The 25,621-nt window shown below is 72.1% G+C and carries 25 protein-coding genes; 12 read left to right on the top strand and 13 right to left on the bottom strand.

The window, feature by feature from the left end; genetic code table 11:
- Positions 1-77: 77 nt before the first annotated feature.
- Positions 78-770, top strand: a complete 693-nt coding sequence (locus ABTY40_RS01160; RefSeq protein ID WP_352057597.1) for a TerB family tellurite resistance protein — start codon at positions 78-80, stop codon at positions 768-770.
- A gap of 8 nt (positions 771-778) precedes the next feature.
- On the opposite strand, the gene ABTY40_RS01155 is transcribed toward ABTY40_RS01160, so the two are convergent.
- The 7 genes from ABTY40_RS01155 to ABTY40_RS01125 all read right to left on the bottom strand — a co-directional run bounded on the left by ABTY40_RS01155 (position 779) and on the right by ABTY40_RS01125 (position 7,734).
- The gene (locus ABTY40_RS01155; protein WP_352057596.1) at positions 779-1,720 is read right to left on the bottom strand and encodes a DMT family transporter; all 942 of its coding nucleotides are present in this window, start codon (positions 1,718-1,720) and stop codon (positions 779-781) included.
- Between the two features lie 87 nt (positions 1,721-1,807).
- Entirely contained in the window at positions 1,808-3,334 is a 1,527-nt protein-coding gene (locus tag ABTY40_RS01150; protein WP_352057595.1) for a LuxR family transcriptional regulator, read from the bottom strand.
- Between the two features lie 197 nt (positions 3,335-3,531).
- Entirely contained in the window at positions 3,532-4,899 is a 1,368-nt protein-coding gene (locus ABTY40_RS01145; RefSeq protein WP_352057594.1) for an FAD-dependent oxidoreductase, read from the bottom strand.
- 122 nt (positions 4,900-5,021) lie between these two features.
- Positions 5,022-5,816 (bottom strand): hypothetical protein, encoded by a 795-nt coding sequence (locus ABTY40_RS01140; protein ID WP_352057593.1) that lies wholly within the window; start codon positions 5,814-5,816, stop codon positions 5,022-5,024.
- Between the two features lie 33 nt (positions 5,817-5,849).
- Entirely contained in the window at positions 5,850-6,650 is an 801-nt protein-coding gene (locus ABTY40_RS01135; protein WP_352057592.1) for a DUF3592 domain-containing protein, read from the bottom strand.
- A complete protein-coding gene (locus ABTY40_RS01130) occupies positions 6,647-6,916 on the bottom strand; it encodes a DUF397 domain-containing protein (protein WP_352057591.1) in 270 nt (89 codons plus the stop codon). The genes ABTY40_RS01135 and ABTY40_RS01130 overlap by 4 nt, the downstream gene beginning before the upstream one ends.
- Positions 6,898-7,734: a helix-turn-helix domain-containing protein gene (locus tag ABTY40_RS01125; protein ID WP_352057590.1), complete on the bottom strand. Its 837-nt coding sequence runs from the start codon at positions 7,732-7,734 to the stop codon at positions 6,898-6,900. Before ABTY40_RS01125 ends, ABTY40_RS01130 begins: the two co-directional genes overlap by 19 nt.
- A 117-nt stretch (positions 7,735-7,851) precedes the next feature.
- Between ABTY40_RS01125 and ABTY40_RS01120 the strand changes: the two genes are divergently transcribed.
- From ABTY40_RS01120 to ABTY40_RS01105, 4 genes are all read left to right on the top strand, one after another.
- Positions 7,852-8,088 carry a hypothetical protein gene (locus ABTY40_RS01120; RefSeq protein ID WP_345283421.1) on the top strand — a complete coding sequence of 79 codons (237 nt, stop codon included), beginning with the start codon at positions 7,852-7,854 and terminating at the stop codon, positions 8,086-8,088.
- Positions 8,085-8,300: a hypothetical protein gene (locus tag ABTY40_RS01115; RefSeq protein ID WP_309054677.1), complete on the top strand. Its 216-nt coding sequence runs from the start codon at positions 8,085-8,087 to the stop codon at positions 8,298-8,300. The genes ABTY40_RS01120 and ABTY40_RS01115 overlap by 4 nt, the downstream gene beginning before the upstream one ends.
- 135 nt (positions 8,301-8,435) lie before the next feature.
- Positions 8,436-9,185, top strand: coding sequence for a DNA repair protein RecO (recO, locus tag ABTY40_RS01110; protein ID WP_345283427.1), 750 nt, complete (start codon positions 8,436-8,438; stop codon positions 9,183-9,185).
- Between the two features lie 18 nt (positions 9,186-9,203).
- Positions 9,204-10,028, top strand: a complete 825-nt coding sequence (locus ABTY40_RS01105; RefSeq protein ID WP_345283747.1) for an isoprenyl transferase — start codon at positions 9,204-9,206, stop codon at positions 10,026-10,028.
- Between the two features lie 94 nt (positions 10,029-10,122).
- On the opposite strand, the gene ABTY40_RS01100 is transcribed toward ABTY40_RS01105, so the two are convergent.
- The 4 genes from ABTY40_RS01100 to ABTY40_RS01085 are packed head-to-tail and all read right to left on the bottom strand — an operon-like array spanning position 10,123 to position 13,323.
- Positions 10,123-10,533 carry a Fur family transcriptional regulator gene (locus tag ABTY40_RS01100; protein WP_345283429.1) on the bottom strand — a complete coding sequence of 137 codons (411 nt, stop codon included), beginning with the start codon at positions 10,531-10,533 and terminating at the stop codon, positions 10,123-10,125.
- 60 nt (positions 10,534-10,593) lie between these two features.
- Complete coding sequence (locus tag ABTY40_RS01095; RefSeq protein WP_352057589.1) at positions 10,594-11,487, bottom strand: metal ABC transporter permease; 894 nt, start codon at positions 11,485-11,487, stop codon at positions 10,594-10,596.
- A gap of 16 nt (positions 11,488-11,503) precedes the next feature.
- The gene (locus ABTY40_RS01090; protein ID WP_345283437.1) at positions 11,504-12,268 is read right to left on the bottom strand and encodes a metal ABC transporter ATP-binding protein; all 765 of its coding nucleotides are present in this window, start codon (positions 12,266-12,268) and stop codon (positions 11,504-11,506) included.
- Positions 12,269-12,297: 29 nt separating this feature from the next.
- Positions 12,298-13,323, bottom strand: a complete 1,026-nt coding sequence (locus ABTY40_RS01085) for a metal ABC transporter substrate-binding protein (RefSeq protein ID WP_352057588.1) — start codon at positions 13,321-13,323, stop codon at positions 12,298-12,300.
- A gap of 164 nt (positions 13,324-13,487) precedes the next feature.
- Between ABTY40_RS01085 and ABTY40_RS01080 the strand changes: the two genes are divergently transcribed.
- Complete coding sequence (locus ABTY40_RS01080; protein ID WP_345283445.1) at positions 13,488-14,870, top strand: glycine--tRNA ligase; 1,383 nt, start codon at positions 13,488-13,490, stop codon at positions 14,868-14,870.
- A 215-nt stretch (positions 14,871-15,085) separates the two neighbouring features.
- Positions 15,086-15,274, top strand: a complete 189-nt coding sequence (locus tag ABTY40_RS01075) for a DUF6243 family protein (protein WP_352057587.1) — start codon at positions 15,086-15,088, stop codon at positions 15,272-15,274.
- Between the two features lie 91 nt (positions 15,275-15,365).
- Here ABTY40_RS01075 and ABTY40_RS01070 read toward each other — a convergent pair whose 3' ends face one another.
- A complete protein-coding gene (locus tag ABTY40_RS01070) occupies positions 15,366-16,796 on the bottom strand; it encodes an MFS transporter (RefSeq protein ID WP_352057837.1) in 1,431 nt (476 codons plus the stop codon).
- Between the two features lie 109 nt (positions 16,797-16,905).
- On the opposite strand from ABTY40_RS01070, the gene ABTY40_RS01065 reads away from it, so the two are divergent.
- From ABTY40_RS01065 to ABTY40_RS01050, 4 genes are all read left to right on the top strand, one after another.
- Positions 16,906-18,027 carry an MmyB family transcriptional regulator gene (locus ABTY40_RS01065; RefSeq protein ID WP_352057586.1) on the top strand — a complete coding sequence of 374 codons (1,122 nt, stop codon included), beginning with the start codon at positions 16,906-16,908 and terminating at the stop codon, positions 18,025-18,027.
- Entirely contained in the window at positions 17,918-19,054 is a 1,137-nt protein-coding gene (gene dusB, locus ABTY40_RS01060) for a tRNA dihydrouridine synthase DusB (RefSeq protein ID WP_352057585.1), read from the top strand. Before ABTY40_RS01065 ends, dusB begins: the two co-directional genes overlap by 110 nt.
- 355 nt (positions 19,055-19,409) lie before the next feature.
- Entirely contained in the window at positions 19,410-22,121 is a 2,712-nt protein-coding gene (ppdK, locus tag ABTY40_RS01055; RefSeq protein WP_352057584.1) for a pyruvate, phosphate dikinase, read from the top strand.
- Between the two features lie 545 nt (positions 22,122-22,666).
- Complete coding sequence (locus ABTY40_RS01050) at positions 22,667-23,689, top strand: ArsR/SmtB family transcription factor (protein WP_345283459.1); 1,023 nt, start codon at positions 22,667-22,669, stop codon at positions 23,687-23,689.
- On the opposite strand, the gene ABTY40_RS01045 is transcribed toward ABTY40_RS01050, so the two are convergent.
- A complete protein-coding gene (locus ABTY40_RS01045; RefSeq protein WP_345283463.1) occupies positions 23,659-24,819 on the bottom strand; it encodes an alkaline phosphatase PhoX in 1,161 nt (386 codons plus the stop codon). The genes ABTY40_RS01050 and ABTY40_RS01045 overlap by 31 nt on opposite strands.
- 226 nt (positions 24,820-25,045) lie before the next feature.
- Here ABTY40_RS01045 and ABTY40_RS01040 point away from each other — a divergent pair, with 226 nt between their 5' ends.
- Positions 25,046-25,507 (top strand): group III truncated hemoglobin, encoded by a 462-nt coding sequence (locus tag ABTY40_RS01040; RefSeq protein WP_352057583.1) that lies wholly within the window; start codon positions 25,046-25,048, stop codon positions 25,505-25,507.
- Positions 25,508-25,621: the final 114 nt, after the last annotated feature.

Below are 25,621 nucleotides of genomic sequence, written 5' to 3'. Positions count from 1 at the left end.
GTGCTGACGGCGGATCGAGGATGTGGCTAACATCACGCCAACGCCGGCAGTGCAGCCGGGCCGTTGAGGAGGTGCGTGTGCGGTCTGCCCGGAATTCACGTGGTGGGAAGGTGACCGTGTGCGGGATCCGGACCTCCTGGAACACCGTCGGAGACGGTGAGTTCTTCTGCGAGGAGTGCGGAGGCGACCGCAACTACCGGCGCCGCACCGGCCGCCGCAGGTTCGCCGTCCTGGGCGTCCCGGTCCTGCCCCGCGGCTGTACCGGCCCCGTGATCGAGTGCGCCTCCTGTCAGACGCACTTCGGTACGGAGGTGCTCGACCGGCCGACGACGAGCCGGTTCTCCGGGATGCTGCGCGACGCCGTGCACACCGTGGCCCTCGCCGTCCTCTCGGCCGGCGGCACCGACTCCCGCGAGGTCCTGTACCGGGCGGTGTACGCGGTCCGCGCGGCCGGCTACGTGGACTGCACGGCCGTCCAGCTGGTCGACCTGGTCGAGGCTCTGGAGGCCGACACCGGCCGTTTCATGCCCCAGGTGAACCCCGAGGGCACGCTGCTCGCGATCGAGATCCACGAGGCCATCGACCCGCTCACCCCGCACCTCCTGCCCTCGGGCCGCGAGTCGATCCTGGTCCAGGCGGCCCGGATCGCGCTGGCCGACGGCCCCTACACCCCCGCCGAGACGGAGGTCCTCGGCACCGTGGGCGACGCCCTCGCCCTGGACCCGGCCGACACCGCCCGCCTCCTCAGCACGGCCCGCACGGTTCCGTAACGGCCGCTTCAGCGCAGAGCGGGAGCACCGGCCGCCGGCTCCACGTCCGGCGCCGGGGCCTCCCCGGCGTCCCCGGCCTCCGGCTCCTGTCCCTCCGGCGCGCCGAACCACGCCACCGCCACCGCGCCGACGACCGCGAGCACGAAGCCGAGGACGGCGAGCCAGGCGAGACCCGGGCGGGAGGCGTCGCCCAGCCACCAGACGCCGACCATGCCGGGCAGCACCGTCTCGCCGACCACCAGCGCCGCCGTCGCCCCGTTCACCGAGCCGATCTGCAGCGCGACGGTGTGCAGGTACATGCCGCCGATCCCGGCGACGAGGATCGCGTAGAGCGCCGGGTCCGCGAGCAGCGTGCCGAGGTCGAAGGGGTCGACGCCGCCCAGGATCCGCACCCCCACGCCCAGCGCGCCGAAGCCGAGGCCGGAGAGCAGACCGGCCAGGATCGCGGCCCGCGCCCCCAGCAGCCGTACGAGCACCGTGCCGCCCGCCATCAGGAGCAGCGAGACGGCGAGCAGCCACCAGTGCGTCGCGACCGGGGTGTGCCCGTCGCCCTCCGCGCCCGCCGCGCTCGCGAGGAGCACCAGCGCGGAACAGACCACGCCGATCGACGTCCATTCCGCGCGGGTGAGCCGGATCCCCAGCAGCCGGACGCTCAGGACCGCCGTGACGACCAGGTTCGCGCTGATCACCGTCTGGGACAGGAACAGCGGCAGCATCCGGGCCGCGAGCGCCCCAAGCCCGAAGCCGATGAAGTCCAGAACCGTGCCCACGACGAACTCCCAGGTCGTCGCCGCCTTCGCGGTGGAGGCGAGGCTCGGCCCGCCCCGCTCCGTGAGCCCCCCGGACGCCGCCTCCCGCCGCGCGGACCTGCGCGACCCGACGGCCTGCAGGACGGAGCCCGTGCCGTAACAGATCGAGGCGGCGATGGCGGTCAGCAGTCCTATGAGCACCGGCAGGCTCCGTTCCAGGGGTGAGGGGTACGGACTGCCAGACGGGGGATCGGGCCCCGAAGTTGCCTCGCGCGGTGAACCGGCCGGTCAGCCGGAGGGGGCTCCGCCCGGAGGACGGGTGCGCGGGGACCGGAGCAGGGTGGCCGCGCGGTGGGCGTCGGGGAGGGCGCCGAGGTGGTGGAAGGTGGCCCGGGCCGAGGTCAGTTCGCGCCGGGCCGCGTCCGTGTCGCCGGCCGCCCGGTGCGCCGCCGCGAGCAGGGTGCGGGTCCGGGCGGCCTCGTAGGGGATGCCGAGGGCCAGCCACGCGTCGCGCGCCCGCCGGAGGACGGTGACGGCCTCCGCGGTGGTCCCGGAGGCCGTACTGGCCAGGCACACCGCGCCGTACGCGGTGCCGGCCAGGGCGCGGGGGAGGGGGGCGTCTCCGGCGAGGGTGTGCAGGGCCGCCGCCGCGCGGGCCGCGCCCCGTACGTCCCCTGCGGCGAGGCCCGCCTCGGTACGGGCGGCGAGCAGGCGGGAGCGGCCCAGGAGGTCACGGCGGGGGTCGTCCTGGTGGGTCAGGGCGAGGTCCAGGCCGGCGACCGCCGCGTCCGGCCGGCCCTGGGCGAGGCGCAGCAGCGCCAGGCCGGGCTGCGGCAGGCGGTCCAGGTCGTGGACGCGGGCGTAGGAGAGGGCGGCCTCGGCCAGGCGCCCCTGCCGCCGCTGGAGGTCCCCGGCCGTGCGGTACGCGGCGGCGGCCGCCTCCGGCTGGTCCGCGGGGATCTCGTGGCAGGCCTGCCGGGCCTCGGACTCGGCGCGCGTCCAGGCGCCGAGCAGGTCGAGCACCTCGGCCCGCCGGGCCCGGAACACCCCGCGGAACGGGTTCTCGCAGGAAGGGGCGGCGAGCGGGGCCCCGGTGGGACGGCCCGTCCAGGGCGCGGCGGCCCAGGCCGTCGCCGCGTCGGTCCACGCGACCGCGCGGGGCAGGTCGGCCGCCCGCAGGCAGCGGGTGAGGGCCAGGGAGAGGAGCAGCCCGGTGAACCGGCCGCTCAGCGCGCCGCCGGTGGCCGCGCGGACCACCTCGTCCAGGAGGGCGAGGCCCTCGGCGCGGCGGCCCTGCGCGAGGAGGACCGAGGCGGCGGTCTGACGGGCGAGGGCGATCAGGTCGGGGCTGCCGGAACAGGCGGCGAGCGCCGTCATGAGGTGGCTCGCCGTCAGGGCCGTGACGGCGTCGCCGTGGGCGGCGGCCCGCTCGGCGTCCGTCCAGGCGAGGAAGCACTGCTCGGGGCAGGGCGGCAGGTCGTCGAGGTGGTGCCGGGCCCGGCGCAGCCAGCCGGCCGCCGCGGCGGGCCGGTCCAGACCGGCGTAGGTGTGGTGGAGCCACCAGGCCTCCAGGCCGGCGCCCCGGTGGTCGCCCGCCGCCACGTGGGCCGCGTGCGCCCGCAGGCGGGCCGCGACGGACTCCTCCACGTGCCCCGCCCACCAGGCCGCCTCCGCCAGCGCGGACAGGTCCCGGGCGGCCACCGCCCGGGTGGGGTGCGCGTCGTGCGCGTGCAGCAGCGCGTACGCCTCGGCCCAGGACTCCCGGGCCACCGCGTCCCGGGCCCGCGCGACCGGGTCCGTCGTGGGTGCGGACATGGCCTCACCTCTTCCGGGCCTTCCAGCGTAGCCGCGGGCCCGCCGCCCGGCCGGGCGGCGCGGTGTGCGGCCCGGCGGAGGCACCCGGAGGGCGCAGGCCCCGGCACACGCGCCGGAACGCCGGAACCGCCCGGCACGGCCCAGGGGCGGGGCGTGCCGGACGGTTCCGGGCGGGGCGATCAGGTGGCGTTCGGGCGTCAGCCGATGGCGCCGCTCGCGCGCAGCATGTCCTCGCGCTCGACGATCTTCACGCGCTCGCGGCCCTCCGGCTCGCCGAGCGCCTTCTCGGCGGCGTCGAGGGCGTACCAGCCCTCCCACGTCGTGTACGTGAGGCCCTTGCCCTCCAGGAAGGTCACGACGGCCTCCGGCTCCGGAGCCTCGGGGGTCAGCAGCCGGCCGTGCGCGAAGTCGTCGAGCAGGTTCGCGACCGTCTCGTTGGCGTCGCCCTTGGTGTGACCGATGAGGCCGACGGGCCCGCGCCGGATCCAGCCGGTGACGTACGTGGAGGGCATCGGCGCGTCGCCCTCCATGACCCGGCCGCCCTGGTCCGGGACGGTGCCGCTGACGGTGTCCCAGGGCAGCTTCGGCAGCTCGTCGGAGAGGTAGCCGACCGCGCGGTAGACGGCCTGCACGTCCCAGTCGGTGGTCCGCCCGGTGCCCTTGACGTTGCCGGTGCCGTCCAGCTCGGTGCGCTCGGTGCGGAGGCCGACCACCTTCCCGTCCTCGCCGAGGATCTCCACCGGCGACTCGAAGAAGTGCAGGAACAGCTTGTGCGGGCGGTCGCCGATGTCGCGGATCGCCCAGTTCTCCAGGGTCTTCGCGACCATGTCGGTCTGCTTGTTCTTGCGCCGCTCCGCGATGGAGCCCTCGTCGTAGTCGATGTCCTCGGGGTTGACGATGACCTCGATGTTCGGCGAGTGGTCCAGTTCGCGCAGCTCCATCGGGCTGAACTTGGCCTGGGCCGGGCCCCGGCGGCCGAAGACGTGGATCTCCACGGCCTTGTTGGCCTTCAGGCCCTCGTAGACGTTCGGCGGGATCTCGGTCGGCAGCAGCTCGTCCGCCGTCTTCGCGAGGATGCGGGCGATGTCCAGGGCCACGTTGCCGACGCCGAGCACGGCGACCTTCTCGGCCGACAGGTCCCAGGTGCGCGGGACGTCCGGGTGGCCGTCGTACCAGGAGGCGAAGTCGGCGGCGCCGAGGGAACCGTCGAGCTCCACGCCGGGGATCTTCAGCTCGCGGTCCGCCATGGCGCCGGTCGAGAAGACCACGGCGTCGTAGAAGGCGCGCAGGTCGTCCAGGTGCACGTCGGTGCCGTAGTCGACGTTGCCGAAGAGGCGGACCTGCGGCTTGTCGAGGACCTGGTGGAGGGCGGTGATGATGCCCTTGATGCGCGGGTGGTCGGGGGCGACGCCGTAGCGGATGAGGCCGAAGGGGGCGGGCATCCGCTCGAAGATGTCGATGGACACGCCCGGCTCGGTGGCGGCCTCGGACTTCAGCAGCGCATCGGCGGCGTAGATTCCGGCGGGGCCGGCGCCGACGATCGCGACCCGGAGGGGGCGGGGCATGACTGGGTTCCCTTCGCAAACGACGTGACGGCGAAGCCGCCGACACTTAGGTCACCCTAAATAACTCATCGGTGGGACCGGTACCCGCCCCCGGTCTATGGCCTCATAAGTCAGGCTTATGGCTACTCAAAGGGTATGGACAGGATGAATCCCACCAGGGCCAGGCCGTCGAGACCGAGGAAGAGGAGGAACCACCCCATGAACGTGTTGAAGCGCTGGCTGAACGACGGCCGCACCGGATGGACCTCCGCCGGCTCCTCCGGGTCGTAGCACACCTCGGCGTACGGGCCGTAGGCGTCGGGGAAGGCGACCCGGGTCACGTTCTGGGCGTCCACGTAGAGGTACGCCCCCGGCACGTTCGCGGGCCGGGCGAAGACCCTGGTGCCGTGCTTGCGGATGCGCCGCACGTGCAGCCACTTCCCGACCTCGTACACCCCGAAGCCGAGGGCCGCCGTCGTGAGGAACCCGACGGGGACGACCGCGATGGCCCGCCCGGCGTCACCGAGCAGCCCGGCGAGCACGCTCACGCCCACGACCGCCCCGACGCAGGCAAGGACGAACCGCTTCATCCGGCGCACGTACCGCTCGCGCCAGCGTGTCCGCCGCGTCCGCACGATGACGAGCGCGGCGCCGTCGATCTCCTCCGCCGGTTCGAGTCGCAGGGCGTTCACCCCGGCGGCGAAGGCCGCCGCGGCGGCCTCGTCCACGTCCTCGACCCGGTGCACGACCGGCTCGGCGCCCGTGCGCGCCCGCAGCTCCACGGCTATGGTCCGCCCCTCGGTCCACACGCGGGCGACGGCCTCGCCGGGCATCGTCAGCTCCTCGCGGGGGCGGTCCAGCACCAGCCCGCGCTCGAGGGCGCTCAGGACGACACCGTCACGGCCGCCGAGGATGGGCAGGGACGCGATGATCGACATGCCGGTGATCGTAGGGGCGGGTGCCTTCCGGCGTCAGCCCTTCACCGTCACGAACAGGATGGCCCCGAGGGCGTAGAGGCTGCCGCCGGCGATCCCGCACCCCAGGAGGGTGACGAACGCGATCGCGATCCGCTCGTACGGCCCGGCCGGGTGGACGACCCGCCGCGGGTCGCGCGGGTCGTAGGCCAGCTCGATCCGGCCGGGACCCGAGGTCGTCGTGTACGTGTGCCGGCCGCCCGTGGCGTCCGTGAACCGGTACACCTTCCGGTTGTTCGTGTAGTGGCTGAACTCGCCCATCACCGTGATGCCGTGCCTCGGCAGGTGCCACTGGCGGTACGTCTCCCCGCCCACGACATGGACCATGAAAGCGCCGATGCCGCCCAAGACGAGGGCCATCAAGAAGCCGAAGGCGTACTCGCCCTTCGGAGCCCTCAGCGCGATGAACACGTCCACCGCGACGATCACCGCCGCGACGACGCCTCCCACGATCCAGTTCCGGGTGGCGCGGGTCGGCGGGTCGGCGAGGGCGAAGGTGGTGACGAGCGCGGCGCCGTCGGGCGCGGGCTCCGCCGGCAGCGCGGCGGTCACGGCGTCGGCGAAGGCGAGGGCGGCGGCCTCGCTCACGTCCGTGACCCGGTAGATCCTCGGCTCGGTTCCCTCGGGCGCCGTCAGGACGATCGACACGGACCGGCCCTCCGCGTGGACGAGCTGGATCGCCGCGAGGGGTATGCGGTGCTCCTTGTCCGTCCGGCGGAGGGTGACCGGCCCGCCCCCCTCGAACCGGAGGACGGAGCCGGCGCCGCCCCGCAGGAGGAGGGAGGGGGAGGTCGTCATTCCTTGACGCCCGCGACGAAGACGGCCCAGGCGGCGGCGGGGACGACGAGGACGGGACCGGTGGGGTTCTTGCTGTCGCGGACGGGCACGACACCGGGGAGGTCGTCCAGGACTTCGAGGCAGTTGCCGCCATCGCCGTTGCTGTACGAGCTCTTGCGCCACGCGGCGCCGGCGAAGTCGTACGAGACCTCGACGCAGTCGCCGCCCGACCCGTTGCTGTAGCTGCTCTTGAACCACTTGGCGTTGCTCAGGTCGTACTGGCGCATCGTCTGAAGTCCTCCGCCGCCGACTCGATCAGTGCGAGGGACGCCTCCGGCGACAATGCGGCGACCCTGAGCAGATCGTAGGTGCGCTGAGCCTGCTTCACCACCGCCGGATCGTCGAGAAGGGTCCCTGAAAACGCGGTCTCCGTATAGGCCGTTGGCGGCTGGTCCTCGAACTCCATGAGTCGCAGCGACCCCTCCATGGCGGCATGTGCGCCCACCTCCCGGGGGAGCACGGTGAGCAACACCCATCGCTGCCGGATCAATGCCGCGATGTGGTCCAGCTGCGCGGCCATGGCCGCGTGGCCCCCTACAGGGGTGCGCACAGCGTTTTCGTGCAGGATGACCCAATACTCGGGCCTTGTTGTGACGTCCCGGAGGATGGCCGCACGCTCCATCCGGGGACCAACCTTCTCCGCGATGAACTCCTCCGAGGCGAACGGATGTGTCGCCACGGTCACCGCCCGCGCGTACTCCGCCGTCTGGAGCAGCCCCGGCACCACCGTCGGAGCGAACTCACACAGCTTCGTCGCCACCGCCTCCAGCTCCGCGACCTCCGTGAAATAGGAGGCGTACGGCGACTTGTCGATGAGTTTGCGCCACGTTCGTTCGAAAATACCGCCGGTTTGTAGGACTTCGTCGATTCGCCGGGCCACATCCTTCTGCGGCTTTCGAATTCCCTGCTCGAACAGTCCGATGTAGGCCCCGGATACGAACACCCGTCTGCCCAGTTCCTCCTGGGAGAGCCCCGCCGCCTCCCGGCGTTCCTTCAGGAGCTCCCCGAAGAAGACCCACGCGTCCTGCTGCTTGCCTCTGGCCATGGATTAACTCCCCACCCCGACCTCGCAGTTGTATGGCCTGCGCGTCTGTCGATTCTACGGATGGGGCGCCACCCTGGAGTGGGGAAGCCGGAAATGGATTCAGAAAGGCATACGTTGGTGAAGGAAGACATCAAACGATCGACCACGGGGACGGTACGCGTGGCACAAGAGGCCGTGACGGAATTGCGCGAGGCGCTGGCGCGGGCGGGAATCACCCTCCCCTCGCTCGGGCTCGACGTCGTCACGCTCGCCGCCGAGCCCCCGAGGCCGCTCGTGGAATTGGGATGCTGCACGGTGGAAACGGCCCGGCTCCTCGCCGCCGCTGTACTGCCGGGGGAGGAGGACCGGTCATGACCCTGCCCATCGGGGCGTACGTCGTCGAGATCCGCACCGGACGGGTCGCGCGCGTCATGGGGCACGAGGGGCCCTACATCCAGGTCCGGCCGCTCGGCGGCGGCCGGGAGTGGGACGTCGAGCCCGACGGGGTGCGCGAGGCCACCTCGGCGGAGCGGCTGAGCGCGGCCACGGCCCACGTGAACGCCCGGAGCCGGGGCGAGGTGCCCTGAGCTCGGGCGGGTCGCCCGCCCTCCTCCCGCAGGGGACCGCCCGGCGGCCGGCTCTCCGGCTCCCGGCGGTCCCCGCCGTACCCCGCCCGCCCCTTCCCGGTCCGGGCCGCCCCTCCCGTACGGGAGAATGGGGGCATGAGTCTGTTCCGCGACGACGGCATCGTGCTGCGCACCCAGAAGCTGGGTGAAGCGGACCGCATCATCACCCTCCTCACGCGCGGTCACGGCCGCGTACGCGCCGTGGCGAGGGGCGTGCGGCGCACGAAGTCGAAGTTCGGGGCCAGGCTGGAACCGTTCTCGCACGTGGACGTGCAGTTCTTCGCCCGGGGCAGCGACCTGATCGGCCGCGGGCTGCCGCTCTGCACCCAGAGCGAGACCATCGCCGCCTACGGGGGCGGCATCGTCACCGACTACGCCCGCTATACGGCGGGCACGGCCATGCTGGAGACGGCGGAGCGCTTCACCGACCACGAGGGCGAGCCGGCCGTCCAGCAGTACCTCCTGCTCGTCGGCGCCCTGCGGACCCTCGCCCGGGGCGAGCACGCGCCCCACCTCATCCTCGACGCCTTCCTGCTCCGCTCCCTCGCCGTGAACGGGTACGCCCCCAGCTTCGAGGACTGCGCCAAGTGCGGACTCCACGGGCCGAACCGGTTCTTCTCGGTCGCGGCGGGCGGCGTCATATGCGGCGACTGCCGGGTGCCCGGAAGCGTCGTACCCTCGGCGGAGGCCATCGGCCTGCTCAGCGCGCTGCTCACCGGCGACTGGGCGACGGCGGACGCGTGCGAGCCGCGTCACGTCAGGGAGGGCAGCGGACTCGTGTCCGCCTATCTGCACTGGCATCTGGAGCGCGGCCTGCGCTCCCTGCGGTACGTAGAAAAGAGCTAGGAGATCCATCGCATGGCCATCGCACGACGCGGAATCCTCGGGCGGCAGCGCCGGGAGTACAAGACCCCCGAGCCGCACCCGTCCGGCGCCCGCCCGCCGAAGCTCCCGGCCGAGCTGGTGCCGAACCACGTCGCCTGCGTGATGGACGGCAACGGCCGCTGGGCCAAGGAGCGCGGCCTGCCCCGTACCGAGGGCCACAAGGTCGGCGAGGGCGTCGTCCTCGACGTGCTCAAGGGCTGCCTGGAGATGGGCGTCAAGAACCTCTCTCTCTACGCCTTCTCCACCGAGAACTGGAAGCGGTCGCCCGAGGAGGTCCGCTTCCTCATGAACTTCAACCGGGACGTCATCCGCCGCCGCCGCGACGAGATGGACGAGCTCGGCATCCGCATCCGCTGGGTCGGCCGGATGCCCAAGATGTGGAAGTCGGTCGTCGAGGAGCTCCAGATCGCCCAGGAGCAGACCGTCGGGAACGACGCCATGACGCTGTACTTCTGTGTCAACTACGGCGGCCGGGCCGAGGTCGCCGACGCGGCGCAGGCCATCGCCCGGGACGTGGCGGCCGGCAAGCTGGACCCGTCGAAGGTCAACGAGAAGACCTTCCAGAAGTACCTGTACTACCCGGACATGCCGGACGTCGACCTCTTCCTGCGGCCCAGCGGCGAGCAGCGCACCTCCAACTACCTGATCTGGCAGAGCAGCTACGCCGAGATGGTCTTCCAGGACGTGCTGTGGCCCGACTTCGACCGCCGCGACCTGTGGCGGGCCTGCGTCGAGTACGCCTCCCGCGACCGCCGCTTCGGCGGCGTGGACCCGGCCGACATGGCCGTCCTCGACAAGACCTGACCGGCACCGGGGCGCCGCGACCGCGCCCCCGGGGACGGAGCGGGGCCCGCACCGGGTGATTCCGGTGCGGGCCCCGCCGTCGTTCGCGTACGGACTACTTCCCGGCGCACTCCGCGCACGTGCCGAAGATCTCGACCGTGTGCGCCACGTTCACGAAGCCGTGTTCCGAGGCGACCGCCTCGGCCCACTGCTCGACCATCGGCCCCTCGACCTCGACCGCCTTGCCGCACAGGCGGCACACCAGATGGTGGTGGTGGTCCTCGGTCGAACAGCGGCGGTAGACGGTCTCACCGTCGCTGGTGCGCAGCGCGTCGACCTCGCCCGCGTCCGCGAGGGACTGGAGCGTGCGGTAGACCGTGGTGAGGCCGACGGAGGCGCCGCGGTGCTTGAGCATGTCGTGCAGCTCCTGGGCGCTGCGGAACTCGTCCACCTCGCTCAATGCCGCCGCCACCGCGGCCCGCTGTTTGGTCGAGCGGCCGCGTACGGGGGGTCCTGCCGTCGTCACGGGGCCTCCTTGATTCCTTGACTGCCCCCGCCATTCTGCCAGCCCCCCGACCCCGCCAGGTCAGACCTGCACGTCGTCCGCCGGCCGCCGGGTGGCCGGGACCGGGGCGTCGCAGCCCGCCGCGCCCCCCTCGGCGGCCCGCGCCCGGCGTCTGGCCAGCGGCGCGGCCAGCAGCGTCAGCAGGACGAAGACGCCGATCGCGTACAGGACGATGGTCGCGCCGGGCGGGACGTCCTGGTAGTACGAGGTGACCGTGCCGGCCAGGGTGACCGTGACGCCGGTCGCCACCGCGAGGACGAAGGTCGCCCGGAACGACTTCGTCAGCTGCTGGGCCGCGGCCACCGGCACCACCATGAGCGCGCTCACCAGGAGCAGGCCGACGACCCGCATGGCGACCGTGACGGTGACCGCGGCCGTGACCGCGATCAGCAGGTTCAGGGCGCGCACCGGCAGGCCGGTGACCCGGGCGAACTCCTCGTCCTGGCTGACGGCGAAGAGGTGCCGGCGCAAGCCCACCGTGACGAGGACCACGAACGCGGCCAGCAGGCTGATCGCGGTGACGTCCTCGGGCGAGACCGTGGTCAGGGAGCCGAAGAGGTACGAGCTGAGGTTGGCGTTGGAGCCAGTCGGCGAGAGGTTGATGAGCAGCACACCGCCGGCCATGCCGCCGTAGAACAGCAGGGCGAGGGCGAGGTCGCCGCGGGTCTTGCCGTACGCCCGGATCAGCTCCATGGCGACGGAGCCGGCGACGGCGACCAGGGTGGCCATCCAGACCGGGCTGGAGTTCAGCAGGAAGCCGAGGCCGACGCCGGTCATGGCGACGTGACCGATGCCGTCGCCCATGAGGGCCTGGCGGCGCTGGACCAGGTAGATGCCGACGGCCGGGGCCGTGATGCCGACCAGGACGGCGGCGAGCAGCGCCCGCTGCATGAAGGCGTCGTGGAGGAATTCCATGATCAGGTCAGCTTCCTCAGGTCAGCAGACCCGTACGGAGCGGCTCGCCGGCCGCGTGCGGATGGACGTGGTCGTGGCCGGGCAGGGCGTGCTGTCCGACGGCCTCGGGCGGCGGGCCGTCGTGGACGACACAGCCGTCGCGCAGCACGACGGCCCGGTCGATCAGCGGCTCCAGCGGGCCCAGCTCGTGCAGGACGAGGAGGACCGAGGTGCCGCCGCCGACCTGCTCGCGCAGGGTCGAGGCCAGCACCTCCTGGCTGGCGAGGTCCACCCCCGCCATGGGCTCGTCCATGATCAGGAGCTCGGGTTCGGAGGCGAGGGCGCGGGCGATCAGGACCCGCTGGTGCTGGCCGCCGGAGAGGGCGCTCACCGAGTCGCCCGCCCGGTCGGCCAGGCCGACGAGGTCGAGGGCGCGGGCGACGGCCGCCCTGTCCTCCCGGGAGAAGCGGCCGAAGCGGCGGCGGGCCAGCCGCCCCGAGGAGACGACCTCGCGGACGGTGGCGGGGACGCCGCCGGCGGCGGTGGTGCGCTGCGGCACGTAGCCGATCCGCGCCCAGTCGCGGAAACGCCTCCGCTCGGTGCCGAAGAGTTCGATGGTGCCGCCGGTCAGCGGGACCTGGCCGATGACCGAGCGGACGGCGGTGGACTTGCCGGAGCCGTTGGCGCCGAGCAGGGCGACGACCTCACCGCGGTGGACGGTGAGGTCGACGCCGCGGAGGACGGGCCGGCCGCCGAGGGCAGCCGTGGCCCCGCGGACGGAAATGACGGGTTCCAGGGCCATGGCTCGTGCCTCCGATACGTGCGTGGGTGTCACTTGGCGCCGAGGGCCTTCTTCAGCGCGGTGAGGTTGGACCGCATGACCTCGACATAGTCATCGCCCCGGGACCGGTCGGTGATTCCCTCCAGCGGGTCGAGGACGTCGGTCTTCAGGCCGGTGTCGCCCGCGAGGGTCTTGGCGGTCTTGTCGCTGGCGAGGGTCTCGAAGAAGACGGTGGTGACCTTCTCGCGGGCCGCGACCTGCTGGAGTTCCTTCATCCGGGCGGGGCTCGGCTCGGACTCGGGGTCGAGGCCGGAGATGCCCTCCTGGTCGAGGCCGTAGCGCTCGGCGAGGTAGCCGAAGGCGGAGTGGGTGGTGATGAAGGTCCGCGTGGTGGTGTTCTTCAGGCCGGTCCGGAACTCGGTGTCCAGGCCTTCGAGCTTCTTCACCAGGTCGGCGGTGTTCTTCTTGTAGTCGGCGGCGTGGGCCGGGTCGGCCTTCTCGAAGGCGGCCCCGACGCCCTTGGCGACCTCGGCGTACTTCACGGGGTCGAGCCAGATGTGCGGGTCGGCGCCGGCCTCGGAACCGTGGTCATGGCCCTCGTGGCCCTCCTCGGCGTGGCCTTCCCCGGCGTGCGCGGCGTGCTCCTCGGGGGACTCGCCCGCGTGGGCTTCGTCGACCCCGGTGCCGTGCTCCTCGAGCTTCGTGAGGGTGGCGGCGTCGACCGTGTTCTCGACGCGGGCCTGGGCGATCGCCTCGTCGACGGCGGGCTGGATGCCCTTGAGGTAGAGGATGACGTCGGCGTCGCCGAGCGCGCCGACCTGGCGCGGCTTGAGCTCCAGGTCGTGGGGCTCGACGCCGGGCTTGGTGAGCGTCTCGACGGCCACGTGGCCGCCGCCTATCCGCTCCGCCAGGAACTGCATGGGGTAGAACGACGCCACCACGTCCAGCTTGCCGCCGCCGCTGCCGCTGTCACCGCCTGCCGCGTCCGGGGAGCCGGCGCAGGCGGAGAGCGAGACGAGGCCGAGCGCGACGGCTCCGGCGAGGGCGGTGGGGGGTATCAGACGGCGTACGTTCATGACACTCATTTTCAACAAATATGGAAACGATTGTCAATTGTCGTATGTGTGGCCCCGGCCACGCGGGTCGTGATCGTCCGTCGAACGAACCGATTTGATACGGGGGGTGCGGGCGCCGGTAACCTGTGGCATTCGCACTTCGTCGTCGTAATGAAGAGAGCACCGTGGCCGCCGACAAGATCGACACCATCGTCAGCCTGAGCAAGCGCCGTGGCTTCGTTTTCCCCTGCAGTGAGATCTACGGCGGTCAGCGCGCCGCCTGGGACTACGGGCACCTGGGCGTCGAGCTCAAGGAGAACATCAAGCGTCAGTGGTGGCGTTACATGGTCACCTCGCGCGAGGACGTCGTCGGCATCGACTCGTCGGTCATCCTGGCCACCGAGGTCTGGGAGGCCTCCGGCCACGTCGCGACCTTCACCGACCCGCTGACCGAGTGCACCTCCTGCCACAAGCGCTTCCGCGCCGACCACCTGGAGGAGGCGTACGAGGAGAAGCACGGCCGTCTCCCCGAGAACGGCCTCGCCGACCTCAACTGCCCCAACTGCGGCAACAAGGGCACCTTCACCGAGCCGAAGAACTTCTCCGGCCTGCTCTCCACCCACCTCGGCCCGACCCAGGACTCCGGCTCCGTCGCCTACCTGCGTCCCGAGACCGCCCAGGGCATCTTCACCAACTTCGCCCAGGTGCAGACGACCGCGCGCAAGAAGCCCCCGTTCGGCATCGCGCAGATGGGCAAGTCCTTCCGGAACGAGATCACTCCGGGCAACTTCATCTTCCGGACCCGCGAGTTCGAGCAGATGGAGATGGAGTTCTTCGTCAAGCCGGGCGAGGACGAGCAGTGGCAGGAGTACTGGATGGAGCAGCGCTGGAACTGGTACACCGGCCTGGGTCTCCGTGAGGAGAACATGCGCTGGTTCGAGCACCCGCAGGAGAAGCTCTCCCACTACTCCAAGCGCACCGCCGACATCGAGTACCGCTTCCAGTTCGGCGGCAGCGAGTGGGGCGAGCTGGAGGGCGTCGCCAACCGCACCGACTACGACCTGAGCGCCCACTCCAAGGCCTCCGGTGCCAACCTGACGTACCTGGACCAGGAGTCCAACGAGCGCTACACGCCGTACGTCATCGAGCCGGCGGCCGGTGTCGGCCGCACGATGCTGGCCTTCCTCCTCGACGCCTACACCGAGGACGAGGCCCCCAACGCCAAGGGCGTCATGGAGAAGCGCGTCGTGATGCGCCTCGACCACCGCCTGGCCCCGGTCAAGGCCGCCGTCCTGCCGCTCTCCCGCAACCCGCAGCTCTCCCCGAAGGCCAAGGGCCTCGCGGCCGACCTGCGTCAGAACTGGAACATCGAGTTCGACGACGCCGGCGCCATCGGCCGCCGCTACCGCCGCCAGGACGAGATCGGCACCCCGTACTGCATCACCGTCGACTTCGACACCCTCGACGACAACGCGGTGACCGTGCGCGAGCGCGACACCATGAAGCAGGAGCGCGTCTCCCTCGACCAGATCCAGGGCTACCTGGGCAGCCGCCTGCTCGGCTGCTGAACCCCCTGCCGCGTCGGCAAGAGCCCCCGGTTCCACAGCGGGAACCGGGGGCTCTTGCCGTACGGGCGCGGGCCGCGCGTGCCGGAAAAACCGGGTGCTCCCGCGGGCCCCCGCCGGTAGCGTTCACGGCATGTTTGCTCATCTCCCGATCTACGAGTGAGAGCGGCGCGCAGGCCGATCCACCGACCACCGCACACCTCACCCCAGGGGAGCCCATGGCCAAGAGCAAGAACAACCTTCTCGGCGTCGGCGGACAGCGCAAGAAGCTGTCCCGCGCCGACCAGCAGGGAGCAGGACAGGGCCGCGCGGCCGACCGCCGCCGGGCCGAGGACCAGAAGCAGGAGCTGGTGAAGAAGATGCGCGAGCGCGCCCGGCAGGAGACGCCGGCCGAGCCGGCGGAGTAGACGCACCGGCGCGGCCGGAGAGAACGGACGGAGGGCCCGGGTCACCACGTGACCCGGGCCCTCCGGCGTCGTACGGCTCAGCCCCTACGGCTCAGCCCACCGCCCTGGGCAGGCGCAGGGCGGCGAGGGCCGTCAGCAGGGCCACCACCAGCTGGACCACGAGCACCACCGCGAGGGCCGTGCCCATGGAGCCCGTGTCCGCCAGCGACAGGAACAGGGTGCCGAGCGTGGCCACGCCCAGGGCGAGGGCCGCCTGCTGGGTCGTCACCATGACGCCGCCGCCCACGCCCGCCCGCTCCGGCGGCACCTCCGCGAGGACCACCCGGAACAGCACCGGGAGCTGGAGTCCCTGGCCGATCCCCGCGACGGCCATCCCCGGCAGCAGGGCCGCCACCGAGAGGTCCGGCCAGGACCGCCAGGCCGTCCAGGCCAACAGGCCGAGACCGGCCGCCTGGACCAGGGCTCCGGCCGGGATCACCCGGCTGCCCCAGCGCGCCACCAGCCGCGGCCCCGCGAGCGAGGCCGCGAAGAAGGCCAGCGCCATCGGGGCCAGCGCCACGCCGGCCGCCACCGCGCCGAACCCGGCGCCCTCCTGGAGGGCCACCGCGATCACCAGCATGAAGCCGCCGAAGCCGCCCGACAGCGGCAGGACGAGCACCAGACCGCGCCGCAGCGGGACCAGCTTCAGCAGGCTCGGCGGGACCAGCGGGGAGCCGCCGAGGCGCTCCACGCGCCGTTGCACCCGCCAGAACGCCACCGCCGCGCAGGGGGAGACGGCGAGCGCGAGCCAGGTCCACAGCGGCCATCCGGCGGCCCTGCCCTCCGTCAGCGGGGCGAGCAGCGTGGTCAGGGCCAGGGCGAGGAGCAGGGTGCCGGCCACGTCCACCGGCGCCGGGCGGTCCGAGCGGGTCTCGGGTACGGCACGGGCGGCGAGCGGCAGGAGCAGCAGCACCACCGGCACGTTCACCAGGAACACCGCGCGCCAGCCGGTGCCCCACAGGTCGGCGGCGACCAGCAGGCCGCCGAGGATCTGGCCGGTGACGAAGGAGAGCCCGGTGGTCGCCCCGTACAGGCCGAGCGCCCTGGCCCGGCGCGTGCCCGACGTCGAGGCGTGAAGGGTCGCCAGCACCTGCGGCAGCAGCATGGCCGCCGCGGCACCCTGTGCCACGCGCGCGCCCACCAGCGTCCAGGGGCCCGGTGCGAGCCCGCAGGCGAGCGAGGTGAGGCCGAAGGCGACGAGGCCGGTGAGGAAGAGGCGCCGGCGGCCGAAGAGGTCCCCGAGCCGCCCGCCGAGGACGAGCAGCACGGCGTACGACAGGCCGTACCCGGCGACGACGAGTTCGAGGAGCGCCTCCCCGGCCCCCAGGTCCCGGCCGAGGGACGGCAGGGCGACGTTGACGATGAAGAAGTCGACCAGCGGCAGCGCGGCGCCGAGGAGGACGGTGCAGAGGCCGAGGGCGCCGAGCCCCGGCGGGACGGGCTCGCCGCCGGGAGCGGCGGCCGGACGGGCGGTGGTGGGGATCGTGGTCACGCTTCGACGATCGGCCTCCGCTCAGCCTGGTACCAGAGTCTTCTCATCCTGGTACAACGGCTACCTGGCACCGGGCGGGCGGCCCGGGCAGGCTGGGGGCATGACCCTCACGGCGGGCCCCGCGCCCGAGCCCGCACCGCGACCCGCGCCCGAGCCCGCACCGCGACCCGCGCCCGATCCCGCACCGCGGCGCCCGACCGGGCCGGCGCCCGTACCCCCGACGCCCGGAACGGCCGCACGGCGCCCCTCCGAGCCCGAGGTGCGGCGGTACGAGCTGGCCGCCTTCCTGCGCAGCCGGCGGGAGCGCATCAGCCCCGAGCAGGTCGGGCTGCCGCGCGGGCGCCGGCGCCGGACGCCCGGCCTGCGCCGCGAGGAGGTCGCCCAGCTCTCCGCCGTGGGCGTCACCTGGTACACCTGGCTCGAACAGGCCCGGGACATCCAGGTCTCCCCGCAGGTCCTGGCCGCCCTCGCCGGGGCCCTGCTGCTCGACCCGACCGAGCGCGCCCACCTCTTCGCCCTGGCCGGGCGTGCCGACCCGCACCCCGAGGCGCCCGACGCGGCCGTCACGCCCGCCCTGCGCGCGATCCTCGACCAGCTGGAGCCCGTACCGGCCGCCGTGCAGAACGCCCGCTTCGACTTCCTCGCCTACAACCGCACCTTCGGACACCTCTTCCGCGACCTGGACGCCCTGCCCCGCGAGGACCGCAACTCCCTCTGGCTCGCCTTCACCGACGACGCGTTCCGGTCGGCCGTGACCGACCTGACGGAACTGCTGCCGCTCCTCACCGGCAAGCTGCGGGCCGCGCGGGCCGAGCACCTGGCCGATCCTGCGTGGAAACGGCTGGTCCAGCGCCTGGAGGAGGCCTCGCCGGAGTTCCGGGAGATCTGGGCCCGCCACGACGTGGTCGCCCCCGGCGGCCGTACCAAGCTGATCCGCAACGCCCACGTGGGCCTGCTCCGCTTCGAGCACACCAACCTGTGGCTCGGTCCCGGCGGCGGCCCGAGCCTGGTGACGTACGTGCCGCTGGACGAGGAGACCCGGGCCGGGGTCGGGCGGCTGCTCGCACTGGTGGCCCCGTCCGCGGATTCCGGCGGTGCGGGACAATGGGCCAATGACCGCGTTCTCCCCCCTCTCCATCGGGCCGCACATCGTGCAGCCGCCGGTGGTGCTCGCCCCGATGGCCGGCATCACCAACGCCCCCTTCCGCACCCTCTGCCGTGAGTTCTCCGGCGGAAAGGGCCTGTTCGTGAGCGAGATGATCACGACGCGGGCGCTGGTGGAGCGCAACGAGAAGACGATGCAGCTCATCCGGTTCGACGAGACCGAGAAGCCGCGCTCGATCCAGCTGTACGGCGTGGACCCGGTGACCGTCGGCAAGGCCGTGCGGATGATCGTCGACGAGGACCTCGCCGACCACATCGACCTGAACTTCGGCTGCCCGGTGCCCAAGGTGACCCGCAAGGGCGGCGGCTCCGCCCTCCCGTACAAGCGGCCCCTGCTGCGGGCCATCCTGCACGAGGCCGTCTCGAACGCCGGTGACCTGCCGGTGACGATGAAGATGCGCAAGGGCATCGACGACGACCACATCACCTACCTCGACGCGGGCCGGATCGCGGTCGAGGAGGGCGTCACGGCCATCGCCCTGCACGGGCGGACGGCCGCGCAGCACTACGGCGGTACGGCCGACTGGGACGCCATCGCGCGCCTCAAGGAGCACGTGCCGGAGATCCCGGTGCTCGGCAACGGTGACATCTGGTCGGCCGACGACGCCCTGCGGATGATGCGCGAGACCGGTTGCGACGGCGTGGTCGTCGGGCGCGGCTGTCTGGGCCGCCCGTGGCTGTTCGCCGACCTGGTGGCGGGCTTCGAGGGCACCGGCGCCTACGTCCGGCCCGGGCTGCGGGAGGTCGCCGACGTGATGGTGCGGCACGCGCGGCTGCTCGGCGAGTGGCTGGGCGACGAGGCGCGCGGTGTCATCGACTTCCGCAAGCACGTCGCCTGGTACCTGAAGGGCTTCGCGGTGGGCTCGGAGATGCGCAAGAAGCTGGCCGTCACCTCCTCCCTGGACGAGCTGCGCGCTCAGTTGAGCGAACTCGACCTGGACCAGCCGTGGCCGGTGGGGGCGGACGGCCCCCGGGGCCGTACGTCCGGAAACAACCGTGTCGTGCTGCCGGACGGCTGGTTGAAGGACCCGTACGACTGCGCGGGTGTGAGCGAGGACGCCGAGCTGGATACGTCCGGCGGCTGAGATCCGGGCCCGTTCGGGGAGTGATCCTCACCACCCTTGAGGTGGGGTGTGCTCAGATGAGCGGGTCGGCGGCGCCTGCATCGCCTGAAGGGTGGCACCCAGTGCCACCCTTTTTGCGTTCAAGGCCTGAACGCAAATGCTCGGCGGGGCGCTCATTCGAGCGAGAATCTGCTGGATTGGGTCAAGCGGTCTTCGGGGTGTGAAAGCGGAAGCTACTCCCTGGTTACTTTCGAAGTGGGGGCGGACGGGTGGTTACGACTGTGTGACCGGCAGGCGTACCTCCCCAGAAGCCTTCGATCTGGGTATGTTCCTCGCCGTCAGGGCAGCCAACCGAGTCGTCGAGGAGTCGAGACCCGTGTCGGAAAACAATGATCAGAAGTTCGTGTACGACTTCACCGAGGGCAACAGGGACCTGAAGGACCTCCTCGGTGGCAAGGGCGCGAACCTGGCCGAGATGACCAACCTCGGTCTCCCGGTTCCTCCCGGCTTCACGATCACGACCGAGGCGTGCAAGGTCTACCTCGAGAGCGGCTCGGAGCCGGCGGCGCTCCGCGACGAGGTCAGCGCGCACCTCGACGCGCTCGAGCAGAAGATGGGCAAGAAGCTCGGCCAGGCCGACGACCCGCTGCTCGTCTCCGTCCGCTCGGGCGCCAAGTTCTCGATGCCGGGCATGATGGACACGGTCCTCAACATCGGCCTCTCGGACGAGTCCGTGGTCGGCCTCGCGAAGCAGGCCGACAACGAGCGCTTCGCCTGGGACTCGTACCGCCGCCTCATCCAGATGTTCGGCAAGACCGTCCTGGGCGTCGACGGCGAGCTGTTCGAGGACGCGCTCGACGAGGCCAAGGCCGCCAAGAAGGCCGCCAGCGACACCGACCTGGACGCGGCGGACCTGAAGAAGCTCGTCAAGCAGTTCAAGAAGATCGTCAAGACCGCGACCGGCCGCGACTTCCCGCAGGACCCGCGCGAGCAGATGGACCTGGCCATCAAGGCCGTCTTCGACTCCTGGAACGGCGACCGCGCCAAGCTGTACCGCCGCCAGGAGCGCATCCCGCACGACCTCGGCACCGCCGTCAACGTCTGCTCCATGGTCTTCGGCAACCTGGGCCCGGACTCCGGCACCGGCGTCGCCTTCACCCGCGACCCCGCCTCCGGCCACCAGGGCGTCTACGGCGACTACCTCCAGAACGCGCAGGGCGAGGACGTCGTCGCCGGCATCCGCAACACCGTGCCGCTCGCCGAGCTGGAGTCGATCGACAAGAAGTCGTACGACCAGCTGATGTCGATCATGGAGACCCTGGAGACCCACTACAAGGATCTCTGCGACATCGAGTTCACCATCGAGCGCGGTCAGCTCTGGATGCTCCAGACCCGCGTCGGCAAGCGCACCGCCGGTGCCGCCTTCCGCATCGCGACCCAGCTCGTGGACCAGGGCCTGATCGACGAGGCCGAGGCGCTCCAGCGCGTCACCGGCGCGCAGCTCGCCCAGCTCATGTTCCCGAAGTTCGACGAGGACGCGAAGGTCGAGCAGGTCGGGCGCGGCATCGCCGCCTCCCCGGGCGCGGCCGTCGGCAAGGCCGTCTTCGACTCGTACACCGCCGTGAAGTGGTCCCGCTCGGGCGAGAAGGTCATCCTGATCCGCCGCGAGACCAACCCGGACGACCTGGACGGCATGATCGCCGCCGAGGGCATCCTGACCTCGCGCGGCGGCAAGACCTCCCACGCGGCCGTCGTCGCCCGCGGCATGGGCAAGACCTGTGTCTGCGGTGCCGAGGAGCTGGAGGTCGACACCAAGCGCCGCCGGATGACCACCGCCTCCGGCGTGGTCGTCGAGGAGGGCGACGTCGTCTCCATCGACGGCTCCACCGGCAAGGTCTACCTCGGTGAGGTACCCGTCGTACCGTCCCCGGTCGTGGAGTACTTCGAGGGCCGCATGCACGCCGGCGCCGACGACGCCGACGAGCTGGTCCAGGCCGTCCACCGGATCATGGCCTACGCCGACCGCGTCCGCCGCCTGCGCGTCCGCGCCAACGCCGACAACGCCGAGGACGCGCTGCGCGCCCGCCGCTTCGGTGCCCAGGGCATCGGCCTGTGCCGCACCGAGCACATGTTCCTCGGTGAGCGCCGCGAGATGGTCGAGCGTCTGATCCTCGCCGACACCGAGGACGAGCGCGAGGCCGCCCTCGCCGAGCTGCTGCCGCTGCAGAAGCAGGACTTCATCGAGCTGTTCGAGGCGATGGACGGGCTGCCCGTCACGGTCCGCCTGCTCGACCCGCCGCTGCACGAGTTCCTGCCCGACATCACCGAGCTGTCGGTGCGCGTCGCCCTCGCCGAGGCCCGCAAGGACCCCAACGAGAACGACCTGCGCCTGCTCCAGGCCGTCCACCGGCTGCACGAGCAGAACCCGATGCTGGGTCTGCGCGGTGTCCGCCTCGGCCTCGTCATCCCCGGTCTGTTCACCATGCAGGTGCGGGCCATCGCGGAGGCCGCGGCCCAGCGCATCGACGCCAAGGGCGACCCGCGCGCCGAGATCATGATCCCGCTCGTCGGCACCGTCCAGGAGCTGGAGATCGTCCGCGAGGAGGCCGAGCAGGTCATCGCCGAGGTCCAGGCCCGCACCGGCGTGGAGCTCAAGCTGGCGCTCGGCACCATGATCGAGCTGCCGCGTGCCGCCGTGACCGCCGGCCAGATCGCCGAGGCCGCGGAGTTCTTCTCCTTCGGCACCAACGACCTGACGCAGACGGTGTGGGGCTTCTCCCGCGACGACGTGGAGGCCTCGTTCTTCACCGCGTACCTGGAGAAGGGCATCTTCGGGGTCAGCCCCTTCGAGACCATCGACAAGGACGGCGTCGGCTCCCTCGTGCGCAGCGCCGTCGAGGCCGGCCGTGCCACCCGCCCCGACATCAAGCTCGGTGTCTGCGGCGAGCACGGCGGTGACCCGGAGTCGGTGCACTTCTTCCACGAGGTCGGCCTCGACTACGTCTCCTGCTCGCCGTTCCGGATCCCGGTGGCGCGCCTGGAGGCGGGCCGTGCCGCCGCCGGATCGAAGGGCAGCGACAGCCGCTGACCCGACCGCTGAGGCGCTGCTGAACGGCCGTTCAGCAGCGGTCTCCCGGGAACCACCGGGGCCGCCGCCGGTCTCTCACGACCCTCACCGACGGGCGGCGGCTCCGGAACCAAGAGAGACGGGACGGACACCTTTGTGCGGAGGTGTCCGTCCCGTCGTTTTGATTTTGAGTCGATTTTGTTCGGAAGTGAGTTCACGTTCAATTGGGGCCCATTGAATTATTGGGCTTTGAACTTTCCCGTTTCTTCGGCAAAGAACGGGTCGGGCGCGGCCTCCGGATCCCCACCCGGTGGCCGCGCCCTTTACCCATGTCGGGCAGGTGAGCCGCAACCCTCGCCGACCGCCGCCGGACGGGCAAAGCCCCCCACGGTCTTCACCACGTCACCTCGGTCCTGAAGGTTTCCTGCCCGACACCGCACAGCTTTTCGGTTCACCCCCGTTCGCCGCGATGCTTTTCAACTGTGGCTGAAACACCCTGGTAACAACCTGTGATGGTGTGCATACTCGTCGGCGGGGGTGGTTGCGAGTGCACAGGTGGGGGCTTGATGCTGCGGATTCATTTCACCGGCGACGATCTGGCGGCGGTCCGGATGGCCGCCCGTCCCGACGTTCTGTGGGAAACGATTCTGAGCTTTCACCGCTTAAGGGACCGGCGGGGCCCCGTCGTCTACGGGGAATGGCGCTCCGAAACGCGGATGCGGCTCGGCGGGGAGACCCGGCTGCTCGCCGCCCTGGTGCCCAGCCGGGGCTATTTTCCCGACTTCCTGACGCCCGCCGAAGCGGTGCACGGGCTCGACGAGGGCCTCCAGGCGATCCGCGCGACGGACCTCGGCCGGCTGCGCGGTGAGCTCTCCCTGCTCGCCGCCGACCGCAGTGGCGGCCGGACCGTGCCCCACTCGCTCCGTGCCCTCGCCGACGGCGGCGCGGAGCCCTTCGACCGGCTCGTCGGGGCGCTGCGGTCCTACCACCGGGCGGCCGTGGAGCCGTACTGGCCGCACATCCGGGCCCGCGTCGAGGCCGACCGGGCGCGGCGCGGCCGGGCCCTCCTCGACGGCGGCGCGGAGGAGCTGCTCGCCTCACTGCCGCCGATGCTGCGCTGGCAGGCACCCGTCCTGGAGGCCGACTACCCGGTCGACCGGGACGTCCACCTCGGCGGCCGGGGGCTGCTGCTCCAGCCCTCGTACTTCTGCCGGGGGACCCCCGTCATGCTGCGCGACCCCGCGCTGCCGCCGGTTCTCGTCTACCCCGTCACGCACGGCGAGGCACCCACCGTCCGGGCGCCCGGCGGCTCCTCGCTCGCGAAGCTGGTGGGGCAGACCCGCTCCGCCGTGCTGCACGCCATCGGGGACGGCGGGACGACGAGCGAGCTGGCCCGGCGCGCCGGGGTCTCGCTCGCCTCGGCGAGCCAGCACGCGGGCGTGCTGCGCGAGGCCGGGCTGATCGCGACCCTCCGCCACGGCAACGCGGTGCTGCACACGCTGACACCGCTGGGCGCCGCCCTCCTCGGGGGCGCCCAGCGGCAGGCCGAACCGGAGCGTTACGCGCGGAACGGACCGGTCACCTCGTAGGTGATGCCGCCCGAGGAGCTGCCCGAGGTGCCGCGCTGGCTGGAGAAGTACAGCCGCCGGCCGTCGGGGGAGAAGGCCGGGCCGCAGATCTCGGAGGAGGACTGGCCGTTGATCCGCAGGAACGGGGCCACCACGTCGTCGGGGGTGATGACGCAGATCTCCATGTTGCCGCCGTCCTCGGCGACGAACAGGTCACCGGAGGAGGCCCCGGTGACGTTGTCGACGCCGGTGAGCGGGGCGGCGCCGCTCGGCACCAGCGAGTCGTCGTACGCCAGCTCGTAGGTGCTGGTGGCGAGGTTGAGCTGCCAGAGGCGGTTGTCGCCCTTGGTGGTGAACCACACGGTGTCGTTGGCGTAGTGGCAGCCCTCGCCGCCGTTGAACTTCTTGGCCGCCGAGACCTGGTAGCGGGTGGCGGTGGGGGAGCCGTCCGGGTCCGGCACGTTCTGCCAGGTGAACGAGCCGGAGGTGGCCGTGCCGGCCACCAGGACCTGGAGGGTGCCGGAGGAGAGGTTGCCCCAGGTGGAGGGCACGAAGCGGTAGAAGCAGCCGTCGGACTTGTCCTCGGTGAGGTAGACCGCCCGGCGGACCGGGTCGGCGGCCGCCGCCTCGTGGTTGAAGCGGCCCATGGCGGCCCGGCGGACGGCCGGGTTCACGCCCCACGGGTCCGTCTCGTACACGTAGCCGGTGTCGACCTCCTCGCAGGACAGCCAGGTGTTCCACGGCGTCTTGCCGCCGGCGCAGTTCCGGTTGGTGTTGGAGAGGATGCGGTAGGCCGAGGTGATGGAGCCCGAGGAGTCGAACTTGATCGCGCTCGCGCCGCCGGTGCTGGAGATCTCCGAGTTGGAGACGTAGATCCAGCCGGTGCCGTCGGCGTAACAGGCGCCGCCGTCGGGGGCGTTGTGCCAGACGTACGAGGTGCTGCCGACCCGCTGGCCGGACCGGGCGACGACCCGGCTGGTGAAGCCGCTGGGCAGCTGGATGCCGTTGGCGTCGGCGGCGCCGAGCGGGCCGTAGGGGCCGGCCCCGGGCTGGGCGGGGGCCGCGTAGGCCGCCCCGCGCATCAGGGTGCCGCCGAAGGCGGCCGCCGACGTGCCGATGACCGCTCCGCGCAGGAAACTGCGTCGCTCCACGTCTCACTCCATGGGTGTGATGATCAGCCGCCACACGGTCCGCGGCGGGGTCGCGCGCTTCCGGAACCTAGGAGTACGGAGTTGACTGTGCATCAACAAGTGGTGAAGCGGAAGCGGCGGGACGGGGACGGGGACCGCCCCACGGGGGACGGGCGTCACCTTCCGGCCATTCCGCCCCACGGATGCGGCGCGGGGGCAGCGCCTCGCCGTGCGGGACACTGGAGGCATGCCTGCCACCCGGAACCCCAGGGACATCGGCGGCCGTGACGACCTCGCCGTCCTGCTGCGCCGCTTCTACACCGAGGCCTTCACGGACCCGCTCATCGGGCCGTACTTCACCGAGGTCGCGGGCACCGCCCTGGACGCCCATCTGCCCCGGATCACCGACTTCTGGGAGCGGGCCCTGTTCCGTACGGCCGGCTACGGGCGGGACGCCTTCGCGCCGCACGCCGCCCTGCACGCGGCCCGGCCCCTCACCGCCGCCCACTTCGGGCGCTGGGTCCAGCTCTGGCACGCCACCGTCGACGGCCTCCACCGCGGTCCCCAGGCCGAGCGCGCCAAGGCGCAGGGCGAGCGGATCGCCCGCGCCATGCTGCGGCGGCTCGCCGGGCCGGACGCGCCCACCGGGGGCGGGGACGGTGGCTTCGTCCCGCTGGCGGCGCTGCGCCTGCGGGCCCCGGCGGCCTGAGAGAAAAACTTCCGGAAGGCCACGCGCCGGGCGATGAGTTCCGGACGGACCGCCGGTCTACCCCCTCGAACGCGCCGGAACCGAGCAGGGCGGCGCCCTATCGAGGAGAGAGAC

Origin of the sequence: Streptomyces sp. NPDC126503, assembly GCF_040302405.1 — a bacterium.
Taxonomy (GTDB): domain Bacteria; phylum Actinomycetota; class Actinomycetes; order Streptomycetales; family Streptomycetaceae; genus Streptomyces; species Streptomyces gulbargensis.
The sequence above is the reverse complement of the archived record's forward strand: the minus strand, read 5'-3'. Positions and strand labels throughout refer to the sequence as shown.